Origin of the sequence: Effusibacillus lacus (genome assembly GCF_002335525.1) — a bacterium.
Taxonomy (GTDB): Bacteria; Bacillota; Bacilli; order Tumebacillales; family Effusibacillaceae; genus Effusibacillus; species Effusibacillus lacus.
This window is the reverse complement of record NZ_BDUF01000086.1, coordinates 1-17,851: the sequence shown is the minus strand read 5'-3', so window position 1 is coordinate 17,851 and position 17,851 is coordinate 1. Positions and strand designations below refer to the sequence as shown.

General features: G+C 49.8%; 16 protein-coding genes, 5 tRNA genes, 1 rRNA gene and 1 pseudogene. 8 read left to right on the top strand and 15 right to left on the bottom strand.

Annotated elements, in window-relative coordinates; translation table 11 throughout:
- Positions 1-26: 26 nt before the first annotated feature.
- From EFBL_RS14880 to EFBL_RS14855, 6 genes are all read left to right on the top strand, one after another.
- A complete protein-coding gene (locus EFBL_RS14880) occupies positions 27-1,160 on the top strand; it encodes a mannosyltransferase family protein (protein ID WP_165912410.1) in 1,134 nt (377 codons plus the stop codon).
- A gap of 206 nt (positions 1,161-1,366) precedes the next feature.
- A complete protein-coding gene (locus tag EFBL_RS14875; protein WP_096182873.1) occupies positions 1,367-2,299 on the top strand; it encodes a substrate-binding domain-containing protein in 933 nt (310 codons plus the stop codon).
- A 57-nt stretch (positions 2,300-2,356) separates the two neighbouring features.
- Positions 2,357-3,253, top strand: coding sequence for an ABC transporter substrate-binding protein (locus EFBL_RS14870; protein WP_096182872.1), 897 nt, complete (start codon positions 2,357-2,359; stop codon positions 3,251-3,253).
- A 12-nt stretch (positions 3,254-3,265) separates the two neighbouring features.
- Positions 3,266-3,964 carry an ABC transporter permease gene (locus EFBL_RS14865; RefSeq protein ID WP_096182871.1) on the top strand — a complete coding sequence of 233 codons (699 nt, stop codon included), beginning with the start codon at positions 3,266-3,268 and terminating at the stop codon, positions 3,962-3,964.
- A gap of 4 nt (positions 3,965-3,968) precedes the next feature.
- Positions 3,969-4,700, top strand: a complete 732-nt coding sequence (locus EFBL_RS14860) for an ABC transporter ATP-binding protein (protein ID WP_096182870.1) — start codon at positions 3,969-3,971, stop codon at positions 4,698-4,700.
- Positions 4,701-4,736: 36 nt separating this feature from the next.
- On the top strand, positions 4,737-5,252 hold the full coding sequence (locus EFBL_RS14855; RefSeq protein ID WP_096182869.1) for a hypothetical protein: 516 nt from the start codon (positions 4,737-4,739) through the stop codon (positions 5,250-5,252).
- 61 nt (positions 5,253-5,313) lie between these two features.
- On the opposite strand, the pseudogene EFBL_RS14850 reads toward EFBL_RS14855, so the two are convergent.
- From EFBL_RS14850 to EFBL_RS14830, 5 genes and pseudogenes are all read right to left on the bottom strand, one after another.
- A pseudogene (locus tag EFBL_RS14850) lies at positions 5,314-5,508 on the bottom strand (aldehyde dehydrogenase family protein); the annotation flags it as partial.
- A 239-nt stretch (positions 5,509-5,747) separates the two neighbouring features.
- Positions 5,748-6,194 carry a hypothetical protein gene (locus tag EFBL_RS20360; protein ID WP_131927623.1) on the bottom strand — a complete coding sequence of 149 codons (447 nt, stop codon included), beginning with the start codon at positions 6,192-6,194 and terminating at the stop codon, positions 5,748-5,750.
- On the bottom strand, positions 6,182-8,185 hold the full coding sequence (ligA, locus tag EFBL_RS14840) for an NAD-dependent DNA ligase LigA (protein ID WP_096182867.1): 2,004 nt from the start codon (positions 8,183-8,185) through the stop codon (positions 6,182-6,184). Before ligA ends, EFBL_RS20360 begins: the two co-directional genes overlap by 13 nt.
- Positions 8,186-8,239: 54 nt before the next feature.
- On the bottom strand, positions 8,240-10,504 hold the full coding sequence (pcrA, locus tag EFBL_RS14835) for a DNA helicase PcrA (RefSeq protein WP_096182866.1): 2,265 nt from the start codon (positions 10,502-10,504) through the stop codon (positions 8,240-8,242).
- Between the two features lie 109 nt (positions 10,505-10,613).
- Positions 10,614-11,564, bottom strand: coding sequence for a hypothetical protein (locus tag EFBL_RS14830; RefSeq protein WP_096182865.1), 951 nt, complete (start codon positions 11,562-11,564; stop codon positions 10,614-10,616).
- A gap of 128 nt (positions 11,565-11,692) precedes the next feature.
- Here EFBL_RS14830 and rseP point away from each other — a divergent pair, with 128 nt between their 5' ends.
- On the top strand, positions 11,693-12,736 hold the full coding sequence (rseP, locus tag EFBL_RS14825) for an RIP metalloprotease RseP (RefSeq protein WP_096182864.1): 1,044 nt from the start codon (positions 11,693-11,695) through the stop codon (positions 12,734-12,736).
- Between the two features lie 172 nt (positions 12,737-12,908).
- On the opposite strand, the gene EFBL_RS14820 is transcribed toward rseP, so the two are convergent.
- Both EFBL_RS14820 and EFBL_RS14815 read right to left on the bottom strand, forming a co-directional pair.
- Positions 12,909-13,622 (bottom strand): geranylgeranylglyceryl/heptaprenylglyceryl phosphate synthase, encoded by a 714-nt coding sequence (locus tag EFBL_RS14820; RefSeq protein WP_096182863.1) that lies wholly within the window; start codon positions 13,620-13,622, stop codon positions 12,909-12,911.
- On the bottom strand, positions 13,619-13,912 hold the full coding sequence (locus EFBL_RS14815; RefSeq protein WP_096182862.1) for a YerC/YecD family TrpR-related protein: 294 nt from the start codon (positions 13,910-13,912) through the stop codon (positions 13,619-13,621). The genes EFBL_RS14820 and EFBL_RS14815 overlap by 4 nt, the downstream gene beginning before the upstream one ends.
- Positions 13,913-14,086: 174 nt before the next feature.
- Here EFBL_RS14815 and EFBL_RS14810 point away from each other — a divergent pair, with 174 nt between their 5' ends.
- Positions 14,087-14,524, top strand: a complete 438-nt coding sequence (locus tag EFBL_RS14810) for a hypothetical protein (RefSeq protein WP_096182861.1) — start codon at positions 14,087-14,089, stop codon at positions 14,522-14,524.
- Between the two features lie 3 nt (positions 14,525-14,527).
- Here the strand turns inward: EFBL_RS14810 and EFBL_RS14805 are convergent, their stop codons facing one another.
- From EFBL_RS14805 to rrf, 8 genes are all read right to left on the bottom strand, one after another.
- Positions 14,528-15,820, bottom strand: coding sequence for a helix-turn-helix domain-containing protein (locus tag EFBL_RS14805; RefSeq protein WP_096182860.1), 1,293 nt, complete (start codon positions 15,818-15,820; stop codon positions 14,528-14,530).
- 165 nt (positions 15,821-15,985) lie between these two features.
- A complete protein-coding gene (locus EFBL_RS14800; protein ID WP_165912409.1) occupies positions 15,986-16,894 on the bottom strand; it encodes a peptidylprolyl isomerase in 909 nt (302 codons plus the stop codon).
- Between the two features lie 234 nt (positions 16,895-17,128).
- A tRNA-Gly gene (locus EFBL_RS14790) sits at positions 17,129-17,202 on the bottom strand.
- A 26-nt stretch (positions 17,203-17,228) separates the two neighbouring features.
- A tRNA-Pro gene (locus EFBL_RS14785) sits at positions 17,229-17,305 on the bottom strand.
- Positions 17,306-17,325: 20 nt separating this feature from the next.
- Positions 17,326-17,402 (bottom strand) — tRNA-Ile (locus EFBL_RS14780).
- 111 nt (positions 17,403-17,513) lie between these two features.
- Positions 17,514-17,588, bottom strand: a tRNA-Gly gene (locus tag EFBL_RS14775).
- A 54-nt stretch (positions 17,589-17,642) separates the two neighbouring features.
- Positions 17,643-17,717: transfer RNA gene (locus EFBL_RS14770), tRNA-Gln, on the bottom strand.
- Between the two features lie 9 nt (positions 17,718-17,726).
- A 5S ribosomal RNA gene (gene rrf, locus EFBL_RS14765) occupies positions 17,727-17,841 on the bottom strand.
- Between the last annotated feature and the right edge of the window lie 10 nt (positions 17,842-17,851).

The window sequence follows — 17,851 nt, the reverse complement described above, 5'->3', positions numbered from 1 at the left end:
TGTATCTGGCGAATGAGGTGAACAACGTGACCCGGCGACAAGCTTGGCTTTATACTTTTGCGCTTTTTCTCGCACATAAATTCATCGTGGTCTGTGGAAGTTTAGTGTTTGTCCGCAGATTTGTTTCAATTCCCGAAGGGGTCGGATTTTTGCAATTTGCCCTGCTGGACAACTTTGTTCGTTGGGATTCTCTATGGTATGTCCGAATTGCCAGGGAAGGATACAATTATGAGCAGCCGGCAGCTTTTTTCCCTTTGTACCCATATCTGATACGGTTGTTGCATGATGGGGCGGGCCTGTCCTACAATGCTGCCGGACTGTTTATCTCCAATGCAGCTTTTTTATTCGCTTTATACTTACTTGTGCGTCTTCTGGCGAAGGATTATTCAGCCCGGGTGGTTTTCACGACCGGCTTGCTTTTGATAGGGTTTCCTACCTCGTTTTATTTTTCCGCCGCTTATACGGAGTCGTTGTTTCTCCTGTGGACGGTCGGATGCTTCTATACCCTCCGGCAGGGAAAATGGGTGTGGGCAGGCGCCTTCGGTTTCCTTGCATCCTTGACGCGGAACACGGGGATTCTTCTGGCACTGCCATACATCTATGAGTACTTGGCAGCACGAAAGTTTCAATGGAGGGAAATTCGGAGCGACTTGTTGTGGATTTCATTGATTCCTCTGGGGATTGCAAGCTACATGTTGCTATTATGGGGACGGATCGGGGATCCTCTCGGGTTTGTTCATGCCCAGAAACATTGGGGCCGGAGCTTTATGTGGCCGTGGCAGACCTTGTGGCAGGGAACATTGGATGTTTTTGACAGACCCCGCACGGGGTGGCCGAGAGTAAACCGTAAGATTGAAATGTTTGCCGTTTATTGGGAACTGATATTGCTTCTTGTGTCGTTATGGAAAGAGCGCCTTCGCATGCGCCGGAGTTACCTGTTGTATGCAGGTGCTGCCGCCATTGTGCCCCTGTTGTCTCCCAGCGTGCAGCACTCTTATTTTTACAGCATCCCGCGGTTCGTGATTGTGATCTTTCCGCTGTTTGTAATTTGGGGATTGCTGCTGGAGAAAAAGCGGTGGTGGATTCCGGTGATGGTGTTGAGCATGGCCGGACAGTGGTATCTGCTCTGCAAATTCACAAGGGGGCTGTTTGTGTTTTAGGGTTCGGCCCAGATAAAAACGAATCCGCTTTAAAACGGTTGTCGGTTCGTTTTCTAACATGCCCTCACCGGCCGAAACAGTCAAGTAAACTATTACACTTACACCAACTAAACCAAACCAAAACCAACTAAACCAAACAAAACTGATTGACTCCAATTTCGCATTCACATAAACTGAAAATAGTTCTCTGGAAAAGGAGGTAGCCCATGACCGGTAAGGCGCCTTTAACAGCTGAAGAAGCGGCCCAAATCCTTAAGATTTCTAAATACACCCTCTACGAGCTGGTCAAGCGGGGGAAACTTCCGGCGCAAAAAATTGGCCGCCAACTTCGAATCGACCCGGATTCACTTGATCGCTATCTCCGGGGGAACCCCCAAGAAACTCGGCCGATTGGAACATCGTCCGCCAAGGATGAGTTTCCCGCATCCGTTCTCCAAGGTTTGCGTTTTATCGGCAGCCACGATCCGATTCTTGAACTGCTCATCGAGTTTTTGAAGCACTCTGCCGTCCCAATCTCTCTTTCCTCTTCTTTTACAGGAAGCATGGAAGGATTGATCGCTCTCTATAAGCGAAAAGCGGATATTGCAGGCGTACACCTCTGGGATGACAAAACCGAAGAATACAACCTGCCGTTTATTCAATACATTCTCCCCGGCGAACCTATCACCGTTGTGAATTTGGTTCAACGCGTACAAGGGTGGATTGTGCAGCCCGGCAATCCGCTAAAACTTCAAACCTGGGAAGATATTGCCAAACGCGGCCTTCGATTCGTCAACCGGCAAAAAGGATCCGGAACACGCCTGCGACTCGATTCGTACCTGCGTTCATCCGGCATTTCACCGGCGGCCATTGAAGGATACGAAATTGAAGAAAGTACCCATTTCGGCGTCGCCTGCCGCATTGCCAACGGAGAAGCAGATGGGGGAATCGGGGTGCAGGCCGCCGCCATTCGGATGGGACTCGATTTTGCACCCCTGTTCCATGAAAGGTACGATCTTGTTTGTTTGGGGGAAACGACCCGCTCCCCGGAATGGCAGCAGATCCTGTCAGTTTTGCGCTCTCCCGCTTTTCACAATGCGGTTCGAAGTCAAGCGGGTTACGACACTTCTCTCACGGGTACCATCATGTCATTTGCCTGACAGTTTTTTACATGAAAAAATACAAAAACTTTTATAGATATGGAAAGGGGAACTAACATGAACAAAAGCTTTTCACGAGTACGCAACTTTCTTGCTGCATCAGCTGCTGTGCTGATGCTTGCCGGTTGTGGCACTGCAGCTCCGAAAGCACCTGAAACACCGGCTGCCCAACCAGCCAAACCGTCTAATCCGGATGTCATCCTCGCAACCACAACCAGTACGCAGGACAGCGGTTTGCTTGACGTACTGGTACCGGACTTCGAAAAGAAAACCGGATACAAGATCAAAACCATTGCGGTAGGTACCGGTCAAGCACTTACAATGGGAGAAAAAGGCGAAGCCGATGTTCTGCTGACACACGCACCATCCTCCGAAAAGAAATTGGTTGACAATAAAGATGTCACCAACTACCAACTTGTGATGCACAACGATTTTGTGATTGTCGGACCCTCTGCTGATCCGGCGAAGATCAAAGGGAAGAAAACAGCTGCCGAAGCATTGAAGGCCATTGCAGACAGCCAGTCCATTTTCGTTTCCCGCGGTGACGATTCAGGCACGCACAAGATGGAAAAGTCGTTGTGGAAGCAAGCAAAAATCGAACCGAAAGGCGCCTGGTACCAGGAAAGCGGTTCCGGTATGGGCCAAACTCTCAATGTCGCATCTGAAAAAGGCGGATACACACTGACCGACCGTGCTACATATCTGGCCACGAAAAAGAACCTGAAACTGGACATTCTTGTCGAAGGGGAAAAATCGCTTTTGAACATTTATCATGTGATGCAGGTGAATCCGGAGAAATTTTCAAAAGTCAACAAGGACGGGGCCAAAGCGTTTGTTGACTACCTGATCAATCCGGATACACAGAAAAAAATCGGGGACTTCGGCAAAGACAAGTACGGGCAATCCCTCTTCTTCCCGGATGCAGGCAAGAAAGAAGAAGACATCGGCAAGTAAGGACGTGACATCATGGAATTAATCTGGGAAGGACTTAAGAAAGCCTTCCATATGTTGATCACCGGAGACCCTGAAGTGTTTAAGATTACCCTTTTGACTCTTCAGGTATCCGGCACGGCAACTTTGATCAGTCTGGCAATTGGGGTTCCGTTGGGAACCCTTTTGGCTTTAACACAATTTCCGGGACGGCGATTCCTCATGAGCGTGGTGAATACCAGTATGGGGATGCCTCCTGTAGTTGTCGGCCTTTGGGTGACGATTTTCCTCTGGCGCTCCGGACCGCTTGGCTGGCTTAAAATGCTGTATACACCTTACGCCATAGTGGTTGCGCAAGCCTTGATCGCTTCCCCCATTATCATCGGATTAACGGCAGCAGCGATTCAACAAATAGATCCGAAATTGCGTCTTCAGATTAAAGCGCTGGGAACCACAAGAATCCAATATCTCTGGTTTCTTGTAAAAGAGGCTCGCTTCTCTCTCCTGGCTGCTGTGATTGCAGGCTTCGGAGCTGTCGTCTCCGAGGTGGGAGCCTCCATGATGGTGGGCGGCAATGTCAAAGGACAGACACGCGTACTGACCACTGCAACAGTCATGGAAGTGTCAAAAGGCAATTTTGATGTGGCAATTGCTTTAAGTGTCATCCTCATCCTGTTGGCGTACCTCGTAACCTTGTGGTTAACACTTCTGCAGCAGAAACAACGGGGGGTGTAGCACTTTGTTGACCGCACAAGACATTCATTGGCAGCAGGGCGATAAAGTGATTCTGCAGGGAATCGATTTTCATTTGAAAAAAGGGGAATTGGTCGGGCTGGTGGGGCCCAACGGTTCCGGAAAAAGCAGTCTGCTAAAAATCCTCTCCTTCTTGGAACGGCCGTCCTCAGGATTGATCCATTTTCAAGGCAAATCGATTGCAGGCAAAGTTCCGCTTAACCTCCGGCGCCAAATCGCAATCGTCTTTCAGGAACCGCTGCTGTTCAACACATCCGTATTCGAAAATGTGGCTGCAGGATTAAAAATACGCGGGGTGCCAAAACGCGAGATTCAGCCTCGTGTAAAAAATTGGCTTGACCGTTTCGGGATTGCCCATCTTGAGAAACAGTATGCGCGTTCCCTGTCCGGTGGGGAAGCGCAGAGGGCCAGCTTGGCCCGGGCTTTCGTTCTTGAACCGGAAGTGTTGTTCCTGGATGAACCGTTTTCGGCATTGGACGCTCCTACAAAAGAATCTCTGCGTGAAGATCTGGCTGAAATTCTGCGTACAACCGAAACCACCGCCGTTCTTGTAAGTCATGACTTTCGCGATATAGAGCGGCTGACTCATCGAGCCGTTGTTTTAATCAATGGACAAATAGCCGCACAGGGTTCTCCGACAGAATTGCTTCATACTCCCCAACCTGAAAACGTAACCAAATTCTTGACTCATTGGCGCACCCATCCCATCCCGTCATAATCCTGTCGGGTTAAAGCCAATCAAGGAGGGACTGGCATGACGACTGAAAATGAAGTCGAAGTCATTGAAAAAGGCAGCATTCTTCTGCAATTTGTTCTCTCTTCACTGGAAGATACCCGCGACATAATTGTGAGATTGCAAAAAATACTGGACGGTCTTCTGACCGACAGAGCCTACTTTGAAATCATTTTTTTACGGGCATTTGCGGTCGATTATATAACTACCGTCACTCTCGGTGATAGTCCAAAGAGGAATGCCATTCTCGACGCCTACTATGAACTATTTAAAAATACGGCCACATCCAGTCCAACCGGACCGGTCGTTCTGGAAGGACTACTGTCCCGTCTCCACGTTTACGCGGAGGCTGTTGACAATTCCTCTGATGAAGATGTCAGTTGGACTGTTGGAAAAACGTTTGCGCAGCTTTTTGATCAAGAACTGAATTTTTTTGTCGTCCTCTTTGGGAAGGCTCTTTACAACCGCTATCACACTTATGTGGCTGAGATTCTAAAAAGTGAAACGTCCTCACGATCGGAACACCGTCTTCATTGAGAATAACCCCGTTCCAACCGGAACGGGGAGGTTCATCGAGATTTGATTATTCAACATTCATTCAGACCGCTTTAACCTGGGTGTACAATTCAAGCGCATAGCTTCCCATTTCACGTCCGAAGCCGGATTGTTTATAACCTCCAAACGGAACGGCTGCGTCAAACGCATTGTAACAGTTTACCCAAACAGTTCCGGCTTCCAATGCGTGGGCAACCCGGTGGGCTTTCCGCACATCAGTCGTCCATACACCTGCTGCTCAACAGACCTTACCGTCGCTTTCAGTTGATTGCGGGTACTTAGATGCATAATATCCTCCCTTCTTTCATGTCATCTTATATATGCTCAGCTGAATCCAACTTTATCCATCCCCCAAAATATAGTATTTATTAATGCCTCTGTGGCTACAGGGACACTCATATTGTTCTCAAACAAATTTCAAAACAGCAAAAAAAGATAGAAGGTGATAACAGAAGGAGGGCATGTCTTATACATAAATTATTTCCTTCCAGAAAAAGGTGAACACCTCCCAGCCGACGAATAATGGGGTAGGAGGTGTGACCAAATAATGGCAGTTACAAAGAAAGCGACTACGAAGAAAGAAGCTTCTTCTGCTGTGAAAACGACACCGACCAAATCTGCTGCAAAAACCGCGACCAAATCCACTGCATCGAGGAAGGCCGAAACCGCAAATAAATCTTCCGCAACAAAGGTTGTTGCACTGAAACCGGCCGCCAAATCAACCAGTACTAAGAAAACCTCGGCGGACAAGAAGACTGCTGCAACCACCAAGAAGGCCACTGCGACTAAGACAGCAACCAAGAAAGTTGCAACAGCCAACTCCAAGTCCACTGCAAAAAAAGCGGCTGCCAAGAAAGCAACCGCCAAGAAGTAATCTCCCCGTTGACCACCTCTCAGGTGGTTTTTTTTTGTTATTGCAGCCATGACAGGAACGTCTCCTCGTCCAATATTTCCACGCCCAGTTCCCTTGCTTTGTTCAACTTGGAACCGGCCTTTTCGCCTGCAATCACATAATCCGTATTTTTCGACACAGATCCCGCTACCTTACCGCCCCTCTGTTCAATCAGGCGGCCTGCCTCTTTGCGGTCCAGCGATGAAAGAGTTCCGGTCAGTACAAAAGTCTTCCCCAGAAATGGCGAATCTTCCGCCGCGAGAACCACCGGACGCTGGTATGCAAAATTCACTCCTGCGGTCCGCAGCTTTTCGATAACCTGACGGGCGCTGTCCTGCTCAAAGAATTCCCTTATGGACTCCGCCATCTTGGGACCGATTTCCGGAACGGCCACCAGTTCATCTGTTGCAGCTTTCATCAGGTTATCAAGAGTATCGAAATAATCCGCCAGTACCTTGGCGGCTTTCTCCCCGACGAACCGGATCCCCAGGCCAAATATCAGCCGCTCCACCGAATTGCTTTTTGATTTCTCAATGGAATCCAACAGATTCTGTGCCGATTTCTTCCCCATTCGTTCAAGCGGAAGCAGATGGTCCATTGTCAGATAATACAGATCACCGGGGTCACGGACCAACCCTTTATCAAACAACTGGGTTACAATCTGTTCCCCTAATCCGTCAATATTCATCGCGTCCCGTGAAACAAAGTGAATGATCCCTTCCCGATTGTGTGCGGGACATTGCGGGTTGATGCAGCGGAGCGCCACTTCCCCGGGGAAACGGATCAGCTCCGCATTGCATTCCGGACAATGGGTAGGCATCTGAAACGGCTTTTCGTCGCCGGTTCTTCGCTCTGTTACCACTCGCACGATCTCGGGGATGATGTCCCCCGCTTTTTGCACTACTACCGTATCGCCAATCATGACTCCCAATTCGCGGATAATATCTTCATTGTGCAGGGTCGCCCGGGAAACGGTGGTTCCGGCCAGCCGTACAGGGTCCAGAATTGCCGTCGGTGTTACGGCTCCGGTGCGTCCTACATTGACAATTATATCACTCAGGGTTGTTTCCGCTTGTTCGGCGGCAAACTTGTAGGCAACGGCCCAACGTGGACTCTTGGCCGTCGTCCCGAGTCGGGGATACAATTGCGTTTGATTGACCTTGACCACGATTCCGTCAATTTCATAGGGCAAAGACGCCCTCCGCTCTGCCGTCCAGGATTGAACGAATTCAATTACCTCTTCAATGTCCGCCAATACCCGTCGCTCCGGGTTGACTTTGAACCCCAGATCATGCAGCAGGTTTAGCGCCTCTGCATGGGACGTGACAGTCTCCCCTTCCATCAATCCGATTCCATATGCAAAAATCGACAGGTTGCGGCCGGCCACAATACGCGGATCCAACTGGCGAAGGGAACCGGCAGCTGCGTTTCTCGGATTGGCAAAAGGCGGCTCCCCCGCCTCGTCCCGTTCCTGGTTGATCCTTTCAAATTCCCGTTTCGGCAGATACGCTTCCCCCCGAACCTCCATGGTCAGGGGGCGTGGAAGCACCAGCGGCAGCGCCTTGATTGTCTTGAGGTTGGCCGTGATATCTTCACCCACTTCCCCGTCCCCGCGGGTAGCGCCCCGAACGAAAACACCGTTCTCATAGAGGAGGGACACAGCGAGTCCATCAATCTTCAATTCCGCAACATAACCGAATGTTTCTCCGGGAACCAGAGATCTCACCCTGCGATCAAAATCCCTCAGTTCATCCGGACCAAAGGCGTTGGAAAGTGACAGCATGGGTGTCCGGTGCGTTACCTTCTCAAATCCTTCCAGCACCATACCTCCCACACGTTGTGTGGGGGAATCAGGCGTGATCAGGTCAGGATGTTCAACTTCGAGTGCAATCAGTTCCCGCATCAGCTTGTCATATTCAACGTCACTGATGGTGGGCCGATCAAGGACATAGTAATTGTAATCATGCTGCTTGATGATGGATCTCAGTTCATCGATTCTTGCAATTGCCTGTTCGCGCGACATGCAGTTACCTCCAACATTCCCGCTTTAATGACTTGGTTTTATAGGATTCAAGCCCTATTCTTTGGTGATAGGAGCAAACTTGGCAAGCAGTTTGCGTACACCGGTCGGCGGAGCAAACTGAACGGTCAACTCCAGGTCTTCCCCATCACCTGTTGTTTCAATGATTGTACCATCTCCCCAGGACCTGTGCCTTACCTTGTCGCCAATCTCCCAAGCAATCGACAAATCGGCCCCGAAACCTTTCGGAATATGCGTTCCGATACTGCCGGTTCTGGGCGTTCTGGTGACGCCGGCAGTGTTGGTTCCATATCCGGCACTGGATGCATATCCTCCCCGTGAGACTCCGGCAAACCCTCCCGCCGTTCTTGCGGAACGGGCAGCTCCGAACTCTTCAACCAGTTCTTGCGGAATTTCCTTCAGGAAACGGGACTCCGCATTCATGCGGGTTTGCCCGAACAACGTCCGGCTGAAGCAGGTCGTCAGGAACAGTCTCTCCTCCGCACGCGTAATCCCTACATAACATAACCGCCGCTCTTCCTCCATCTCGTCCGGATCATCCAGTGTTCTGCTGTGGGGGAAGACCCCTTCTTCCATCCCGGCCAGAAACACGATGGGAAACTCAAGCCCCTTGGCCGAATGCAGGGTCATCAGAATGACAGAGTCCGCATCTCCGGTCACCGAATCCACATCCGCCACCAAAGCAACGTCTGTCAGGAAGGAGATCAATCCTTCACCGGGATAGCGTTGCTCGAACTCCTGGGTGACAGACAGGAACTCGTCCAGGTTCTCGAGCCGGGTTTCCGCCTCAATTGTCTTCTCAGCCTTCAGTTCGGCCCTGTACCCCGACATCTTCAGCATCTCTTCCGTCAGTTCCGTAACGGACAGGTATTGCTGTTGTGTCGCCAGGTTCCGGATCATCAACACGAAATCCTGAATCGCCTTCTTAATCTTCCCCGATAACCCGATCTGTTCCACTTCCATCATGGCGGTAAACATTGAGACTCCCTGTGATGCCGCATAGTTGCGGATCTTATCCAGCGTGCCGTCCCCAATTCCGCGTTTGGGCACGTTGATGATACGGGTCAGGGAAATATCGTCGTTCCAATTGGCAATCAAGCGCAGATAGGCAAGGACATCCTTGATTTCCTTCCGTTCGTAGAAGCGAATGCCGCCGACAATCGAATAAGGAATCGAGGACTTGAGCATGACTTCTTCCAGAACCCGGGACTGGGCATTGGTTCGGTACAGAACCGCACAATCCCGGTAGCTGAACCCTTCATCAAGCGCCTTGTGAATCTGGTCGACAATGAAGTACGCTTCTTCATGCTCATTCATGGCACGGTGCAGCACAATCTGCTCTCCGTCCGGCTTTTCCGACCAGAGATTTTTCGCTTTCCGTTGGGTATTGTTCTCGATTACCGAGTTTGCCGCAGCCAGAATCCTTTTTGTGGAGCGGTAATTCTGCTCCAGTTTAATGACAGTCGCATCCGGATAATCCTTCTCAAAGTTCAGGATGTTCCAGATGTCCGCTCCCCGCCAGCCATAGATCGACTGATCCGAATCGCCCACCACACAAAGGTTGCGATGTTTCCCCGCCAGCAGTTTGATCAGCTTGTACTGGGCATGGTTCGTATCCTGATATTCGTCCACATGAATATATTGAAATCGCTTCTGGTAATATTCAAGTGTTGCCGGATCCGTTTCCAGCAGCTCCACCGTTTTCATGATCAGATCGTCAAAATCCAATGAGTTGTTGGATCTTAGCAATTTCTGATACCGTTCGTAGACCTGTGCCGCAACCTGTTCAAACAATCCCTTCGCATGTTTGGCAAACGCCTGCGGGCCTTGCAGGCGGTTCTTGGCTCCGGAAACGGAGGCCAGGATGGACCTCGGCTCGAACTTCTTCGGATCGAGATTCAGATCGGACAGGCATTGCTTGATGGCAGTCAACTGGTCTGCCGAATCCAGAATGGTGAAAGAAGAGGTGTAGCCGATTTTCTCAATTTCCCGGCGCAGGATTCGGACACACATGGAATGGAACGTGGATACCCACATGTCTTCCGCAGCGGAGCCGACCCATTTTTCAACCCGTTGCTTCATTTCCCTGGCCGCTTTGTTGGTAAAGGTGATGGCCAGGATCGACCAGGGTGCCGCCCGGTGTTCATGGATCAAATACGCCATGCGCCTGGTTAATGTGCTGGTCTTGCCTGATCCGGCACCGGCCAGAATCAGCAACGGGCCATCCTTGTGCAGCACTGCTTTCTTTTGCTCAGGATTCAGTCCCTGCAGGATCGCTTCCGAGTTACCGGTTGAAATCATTTCTCCACCGCCTGTATCTATATTGACACAAACAAACGTTCGCGTTACATTTCATTGTAGCATTATTAGTTCAACAAAAAAAGGTCCCAGTCCTGCCCGGGAACCCCATTTATTTTCCTTTGTCATCCGCCATCCGGATCATCATCAAATCGGACGCATACCGCCCCACTTTGGCATACCATTTTTTTAACACGTTGGGTGCGATCGTGTCCATATCCCGCGGCATCGTCATGTGCAGTTGGACAAGTGCGGCGACCTCATGGGCAAACTCCGTTGTATAGCCGATTCTTGGGAGTATTCGCAACGCCAGCTGTGCGCCTACATTCTCATGGTCGTAGAAATGTCCTACGAGATCGGTCCTGATATACTGCTTGGGGATTGCCTCCCCGTTTACCCTGTAGGATTCTCCCGAATCAAGTCCTTCGCGGATCCGCTCGCCATTCTCAATCACCACACGGTCTTTTTTCGAATAGGATGCATATGGTTCAACTACAACGCCAAGGAATTGCTTGATGCCTGGATACCCTTTGCCGATGTCATGCAGCAGCACGGACCAGACCATTTTCAGGTTTGTGCCCGCCACATAGGCGGTGGCTTCCATTATATGATCGAAAACACTGTACGTGTGATAGGGACTGTGCTGGTCAAGACCGATAGCCCCTTTGTATTCCGGTATATAGCGAAGCAGGTGACCGCTTTGCTGCAAGTCCCTGAATACCTTCACCGGGTCATTGATCAGGTTCTTTTCGTGTCGACGGAAGAATTCTGCTGCATCCTCGTCAACAACCGTGTTGCCCGAGACCTCAATCTGATCCACATCTTCCGCATAAGTGGGGATTTTCAACTTACGGTCAATTTCACCCAACTGAAGAACCACTTTGATTATGCCGCCGTAATTTCTTGCTGTTTGGTATACAGGGGATCTCAATTTCGGAGTATGCAAGCAGGTCTCAAGCTCCACCCGCTCTCCTGCCGCCAACCGTGCCTTTACCGCTTCCACGATTTTGTCCATTTCTTGTCTGTTGCTGCAAGGCACTATTCGCAGTGTGACAGCAGCCATACATCTCACCCCCTCATATGGTATACTATTAACCGTATATAATTCTTGCCAGAATGTCCATCTTGCATGGTGCATAGATTGAATCAACGGAGTCCACCCTAGACTCGATAAGGAGTGAAGTCAAACCAATGAATATACTTATGGCGTTGCTTGCCCTGGGGATCCTGATTTTCATTCATGAGTTGGGACATTTCTGGGCAGCGCGGGCCACAGGAGTCAGAGTTGAAGAATTCGCAGTAGGGTTCGGAAGTCCGCTGGTCAAGTTCAGACGGGGACAAACCCTTTACCGGCTGAACTGGATCCCGATCGGCGGATACGTAAAAATGCTTGGCGAGGATAATCCGGAAGCGGCCAGCGCTCCGGATAACTTCAATAACCGGCCGCTTGCTGCCAGGATGCTGGTAATTGTCGCCGGTGTGATCATGAACTTTCTCGGTGCCATTGCCATCTTGGCCCTGCTGATCAATTTCTACGGGCTGCCTACCGACAAGATCAAGAATGTTTACGTGGCAGGGGTGGTCAGTGGCTCACCGGCAGAGAAAGCCGGTCTGCGTGAGAATGACGTCCTGCTCACGATTAACGGCAAGAAAATCGTTACCCAAGAAGACTTTACCAAAGAAATTCAGGCCAATGAAGGAAAGCTGGTCTCCCTTCAAGTACTTCGCGATTCCAATACGGTGGATCTGCAGCTGACTCCCGTCCGGGAAGGGAACAAGCCTCCCATGGTAGGAATCAGCATCGGTGGAACCCCGGTTTACCAGCAATTTGGCGGCGTTGTTCCCAATACCATCGAAGCGGTCAAACATACAGGCTTTCTGACCTATCTGACGGTTGACGGCTTTGGGAAATTGATTACCGGACAGTTTGCTTTCAAGGATATGGCCGGGCCTGTAGGCATCATTCAGATTACCGGTAAAGCTTCGGAAGCAGGCCTCCCCAACTATCTGTATATCATGGCCCTGTTGTCAGTCAACCTGGCTGTCTTGAACCTTGTGCCGATCCCCGGTCTGGACGGAGGAAGATTGATGTTCCTGATCCTCGAGGGACTTCGTGGCGGAAAGAGAATTCCTTTGGAGAAAGAAGCTTCCATCAATCTGATTGGGATTCTGTTCCTGTTGGGCCTGATGGTGATTGTCACTTTCCAAGACGTGTTCAAATTAATTTCACAATAAGGAAACAATAACTTGTTGACCGCGTAACGGTCCATGGCGAACCATCCGTCGTTGTGGGCCGTTTTACTTTTGCATTCCAGCCACCGATTGCATACCAATACTCCGTCTCAAGCAAAAACCCCGTCATGACGGGGTGCAGGTGCAAGATACCACCGTATGTCGGGGTTTTGATTTACAAGTCTAGGCTTCGTACTGCAAGCACAGTTTCCCTTACAAGGTCAATTCCTTTGTCGTAGATTGCGTTTCCAACCACGATCGTATCCACTATCTCCGCCATTTCAACGGCCTTTTCCACCGAATCGATCCCGCCGCCGTACACGAGGTGGGCACCGCTGATCTGCCGCACCTGTCGTATCAGCTTTGGGTCCCCATAGATACCGCTATACTCCAGATAGATGGTGCTCATTCCCAGAATCCTTTCAGCTGCCATCACGTAGGCGATTACCTTCGCCGGTGACAAGGAACATAAAGCACCGGTTAACCGGGCCGCTGCTGCCTCCGGATTCAGAATCACATATCCTTCCGGGACCACCCGCTGCCATGGGACCATGGACCCGAATCGCTCCAATGCATCGATATGGCGCCCGATGATCCATTCAGCAGATCCCGCATTCAGTACGACCGGAATGGCAAAGCCGTCAACCTCCTGGACTACCGCGTGTTGATCGGATATTTCCTGCCATACGCATAGGTCAGGTGCAAACTGGTGGAGTCGCTTGATTAACAGAAACGATTTTTCATATGTGATCCCCTGTGTGCCACCGACCAGCACTGCATCCGTTCCGGAACGCCCCAACTCAATCAGCTCATCATTTCCGATTTCCTTGTCCGGATCCAGTTTGACCACATGCCGCCAGGTACTCCAGGGATGTTGCAGTGCGCTCATTTATTCAGTCGGTCCAGGATCAAGGTGTACCCGTCCGTGCCATAATTAAGACATCGTTTTACACGGCTGATGGTTGCGGTACTGGCCCCCGTCTCCGCTTCAATTTGGCTGTAGGTATGCCCTTTCCGCAGCATGCGGGCCACTTCCAAACGTTGTGCCAGGGATTGTATCTCATTGACAGTGGCCAGATCATCAAAGAATTGGTAGCATTCTTCAACTGTTTGCAGCGCCAGAACGGCTTCAAACAATTGTTCCAAAGTCTTGTCACCACGAAGCTTATTCAGTTGCATCCCGATTCCTCCCATGAAACCCTTTCAAACTTGAATGCTTTACCATTGTATCAGACAATAGAAAGCAAGAAAAGAAAGACAAATTGTTTGAATCGGTTGAACTTCCCCAAAAAGGATTAATATTCCCATAAATTTCCCATACTTATGTATAGGAAACCCGTGGGGAGGATAGGGATGAAGAAAGCGGTTCTGAAGTTTATTTCGGAAACGGTGATGGTCGCCTTGGTAAGCTCACTTGTAATTTTGTCGAATGCGATGGTGGGATGGGTTATGATTCTGAACCTGTTCTCCTTCTATCTGGCCGTTTTCTTTTTTTTGTTCTCACCTGCCTGGCTGGTTGCTTTTGGTATCGTGTTTCAGCCCAAGTGGAAATGGTACTCGATGAGCGCAGGTTCTTTCTTGACCGTCTTTCTGCTTTGCACCACTTTTTTCTTGCCTGCGGAGGATTGGCAATTCCGGCTCCTGAACGCACTCGTTCTGTCCATTTTGGGAACAGGTTTGGTCCTGGCTGGCTGGATCATCAGAAAATTGGCCAACAGCATCAAACAGGATCTTTTGCAAAAAGAAAGGAAGCGGCGTTCGGAGGAACAGGCCACTTCCCTGGGTGCGTAACATTTATACCATCACTTTGCGGTCCCGCAGGTCTTCAACCATTGCTTTGTTCATCTTTTCAAGCGACTCCATCGCTTCTTTGTACTTGCCCTGCTTCTTGAAGATATCCCCGTATACGGCAAACACTTTGACAAGTTCCGCTGACGCCCCATTCTTCTCAGCGATTTTCGCAGCTTTGTCAATCCACTGAAGAGCCTGCTGATAGTTGTCCCTCTCCAATTCAATTGTTGCCAGCATCCGGTAGATGCTTACATTGTCAAGATCGCCCGGCTCAGTATACTCAAGCGCTTTCTGACAATGATGGATCGCTTTCTCAAACTCCTTGTCCTGAAACAGAACGCGGGCAAGTGCCGCATGGACAGAACCGGTTTTGTTCTTGAAACCGTAATTCTCATACATTGTCATGCAGCGGTCCAGAACCTCGATGCCGGCATCGGTGGCACCCGTTTCGCCAAGAACTATTCCTGTCTGGGCTTCGGCTTCAATGATTATTTGCAACGCATCAAGTGCCTGGTACAATCCGGAAGCGGATTGGGCATAATGCAGGGACTGTTCAAAGTTCCCGCTCTCGCGATAGGTTCTTGCCAGCTCCAGATATACATCCGCAATTCGCCGGATATCATGAGAATCCTTCATGACCGCGGACGCCTCTTCAAAATACTCCTTTGCCAGATCCCACTCAGCAGCCTGACTGTGTATTTTTCCCAATTGGTAGGCAATATCCCCAATGAGGAACGGATCGGAATCCATCTCTTTCTTGACCAGGTCATATGCTTTTTTCAGGTAATGAAGGGCAATTGGGTAATTCTTTTGGGCAATGGCAATGGAGCCCAACTGGTTCATGATCCGAACCATTTGCAGCAGGTCCTTGCTGACAATGGCTGCATCCAGGCACCCCTCAAACAGTTGAGTAGCTTTTCCCAATTCCCCGATCCTCATGTAACAATAGGCAAGGTCATATTGAATATCCAAGACGGAAATTTGCGTCGAGGGTGCGTCATCCATCTGGGAAAGCAAAGTGATCGCTTCCTCGTAATCCCCTTTTTGCATTACCGCATGAGCGAGTTTGTACGCACTGATCTTTTCCAACTGGGATTCCACGTCGGTCAGGAAATATTCAATCGGCGTTTCCAACTTTTCCGCAATCTGAGTCAACAATTGATGGGAAGGATTCGCCTTGTCAGATTCAATCTGACTAATCATGCTGGGAGTGACAAGCCCTTCGCTTAACTCACTTTGTGTGAATCCTTTCCGGATACGCAGCTCCTTTATCTTCTGTCCCAAAGTCATCTTCATTCTTCGAACCCCCAGTTAAAAAAGCTTCCTATTTCCATTATAAAGATCTTATTTATTATGTCAAACATTTAATAAAATATCACTTAATTTTCGCGAGGGTTCGACCAGGTTCAAGATGAATTAATTTTAATTCTATATTACGTTTGGTTATAAATCGGTCTCACCCTACTGAATAGGCAACAATGGCTGATTGAGCACATCTTTGTATTGGTCGGAAGAAATCTTAATGTCGACTTGTTTATGAAGCTCGGGAAGCAATTGTTCGGCTGGGATTCCCTTTTCCTTTCTCACGCCCAGTTCCATCTGAAATCGGACTTCTTCAAAAGCAGGTATTTTTGCCTCTTTCTTTTCCACAACCTGAATGATGTGGTACCCAAACTGGGTTTTCACCGGTTCGGACAGATCCCCCACTTTGGATGTGAAAGCCGCTTTATCAAACTCGGGTGCCATCACACCCTGTTCAAAATACCCCAAATCGCCGCCTTTTTCAGCAGACACCCGATCTTTGGATTTCTCTTTCGCCAATTTGGCAAAGTCCTCCCCTTTGATCAGACGATCCCGGATTGCTTTGGCCTCTTCTTCCGTATCGACCAGAATGTGACGGGCTTTTACTTTCTCCTGTTCACCATATTCCTTTCCATGTTCCTCGTAATGTTTCTTCAAATCTTCTTCGGTGATCTGCACATCCTTGCTGGCCAGCTTTACCAGAAGGATATGGGACCGAATCTGATCCTTTAATTGGTCAACCGTGATTCCATCCATCTCCAATGACTGTTTGAATTGTTCTTCTGACGGAAACTGTTTTTTTAATCTTGCCAATTCGGGCTCGATTTCCTGATCCGAAACAACAATCTTGTTTTTCTTGGCGGCCTGCTCCACCACTTGTTCATTTATCAGTTGGAGCAACACTCTGCTGCCGCCCAGTTTTTCAAGTTCGGTTTGCAATTGTTGCTGCGTAATCTTTTGATCCCCAACAGTCGCAAGAACCGTACCGTCAGCACGAAAGAACCAAATCGCTCCGACCAATGCGGCACCAACAGCCGCTCCGCCTACCGTATACCACCACTGTTTCATGGAATATCTCCTTTCAAACCGAAACCCTTTGCAAAATCCCATCTAAAAATACTTGTCCATTATACCATACGACAAATTGAATCAAACGGTTGCGGAACCTGTTGAAACAAGTTAAACCGGTCAAGAACAACAATCTCCTGAGGTTTTTGCCGCTTACATCAAATTTATTCGAATCTGAATCTGCTTTTGTGGGATTGGGAAACAAAAAAGACCCCATCAGGGGTCTTTCTTCTGTGGAGCGGGCGATGGGAATCGAACCCACGCGACCAGCTTGGAAGGCTGGAGTTCTACCATTGAACTACGCCCGCAATGGAAAAGTTTATTGGGAAAGAAATGGTCGGAGTTGAGGGATTTGAACCCCCGACCTCCTCGTCCCAAGCGAGGCGCGCTACCAAGCTGCGCTAAACTCCGATATTTCATACAACACTCGCTGGTGGGCCCACCAGGACTCGAACCTGGGACCAACCGGTTATGAGCCGGCCGCTCTAACCAACTGAGCTATAGGCCCGGATACACCCCATAAAGTTGCACTTAGCGACTTGCACCCACAGGGTACAAGTCGTGCCACGGTGCAAGCACCGGGTCACGCTATGCGGGGGCCCCGAATAGACAGGAAAATTGGAGCGGAAGACGGGGATCGAACCCGCGGCCCTCGCCTTGGCAAGGCGATGCTCTACCGCTGAGCTACTTCCGCAAATTGCTTATTTAGAATACCACGATCCTGATTAAAGAATCAAGTTGAAAAGTATGGCTGGGGAGGAAGGGATCGAACCTTCGCATGACGGAGTCAAAGTCCGTTGCCTTACCGCTTGGCGACTCCCCAAAGTGAAAAGCCTAGCGACGACCTACTCTCCCGGGGCTCATGCCCAAGTACCATCGGCGCTGGAGAGCTTAACTTCCGTGTTCGGGATGGGAACGGGTGTGTCCTCTCCGCCATTGCCACTAGACTCTCGTCCA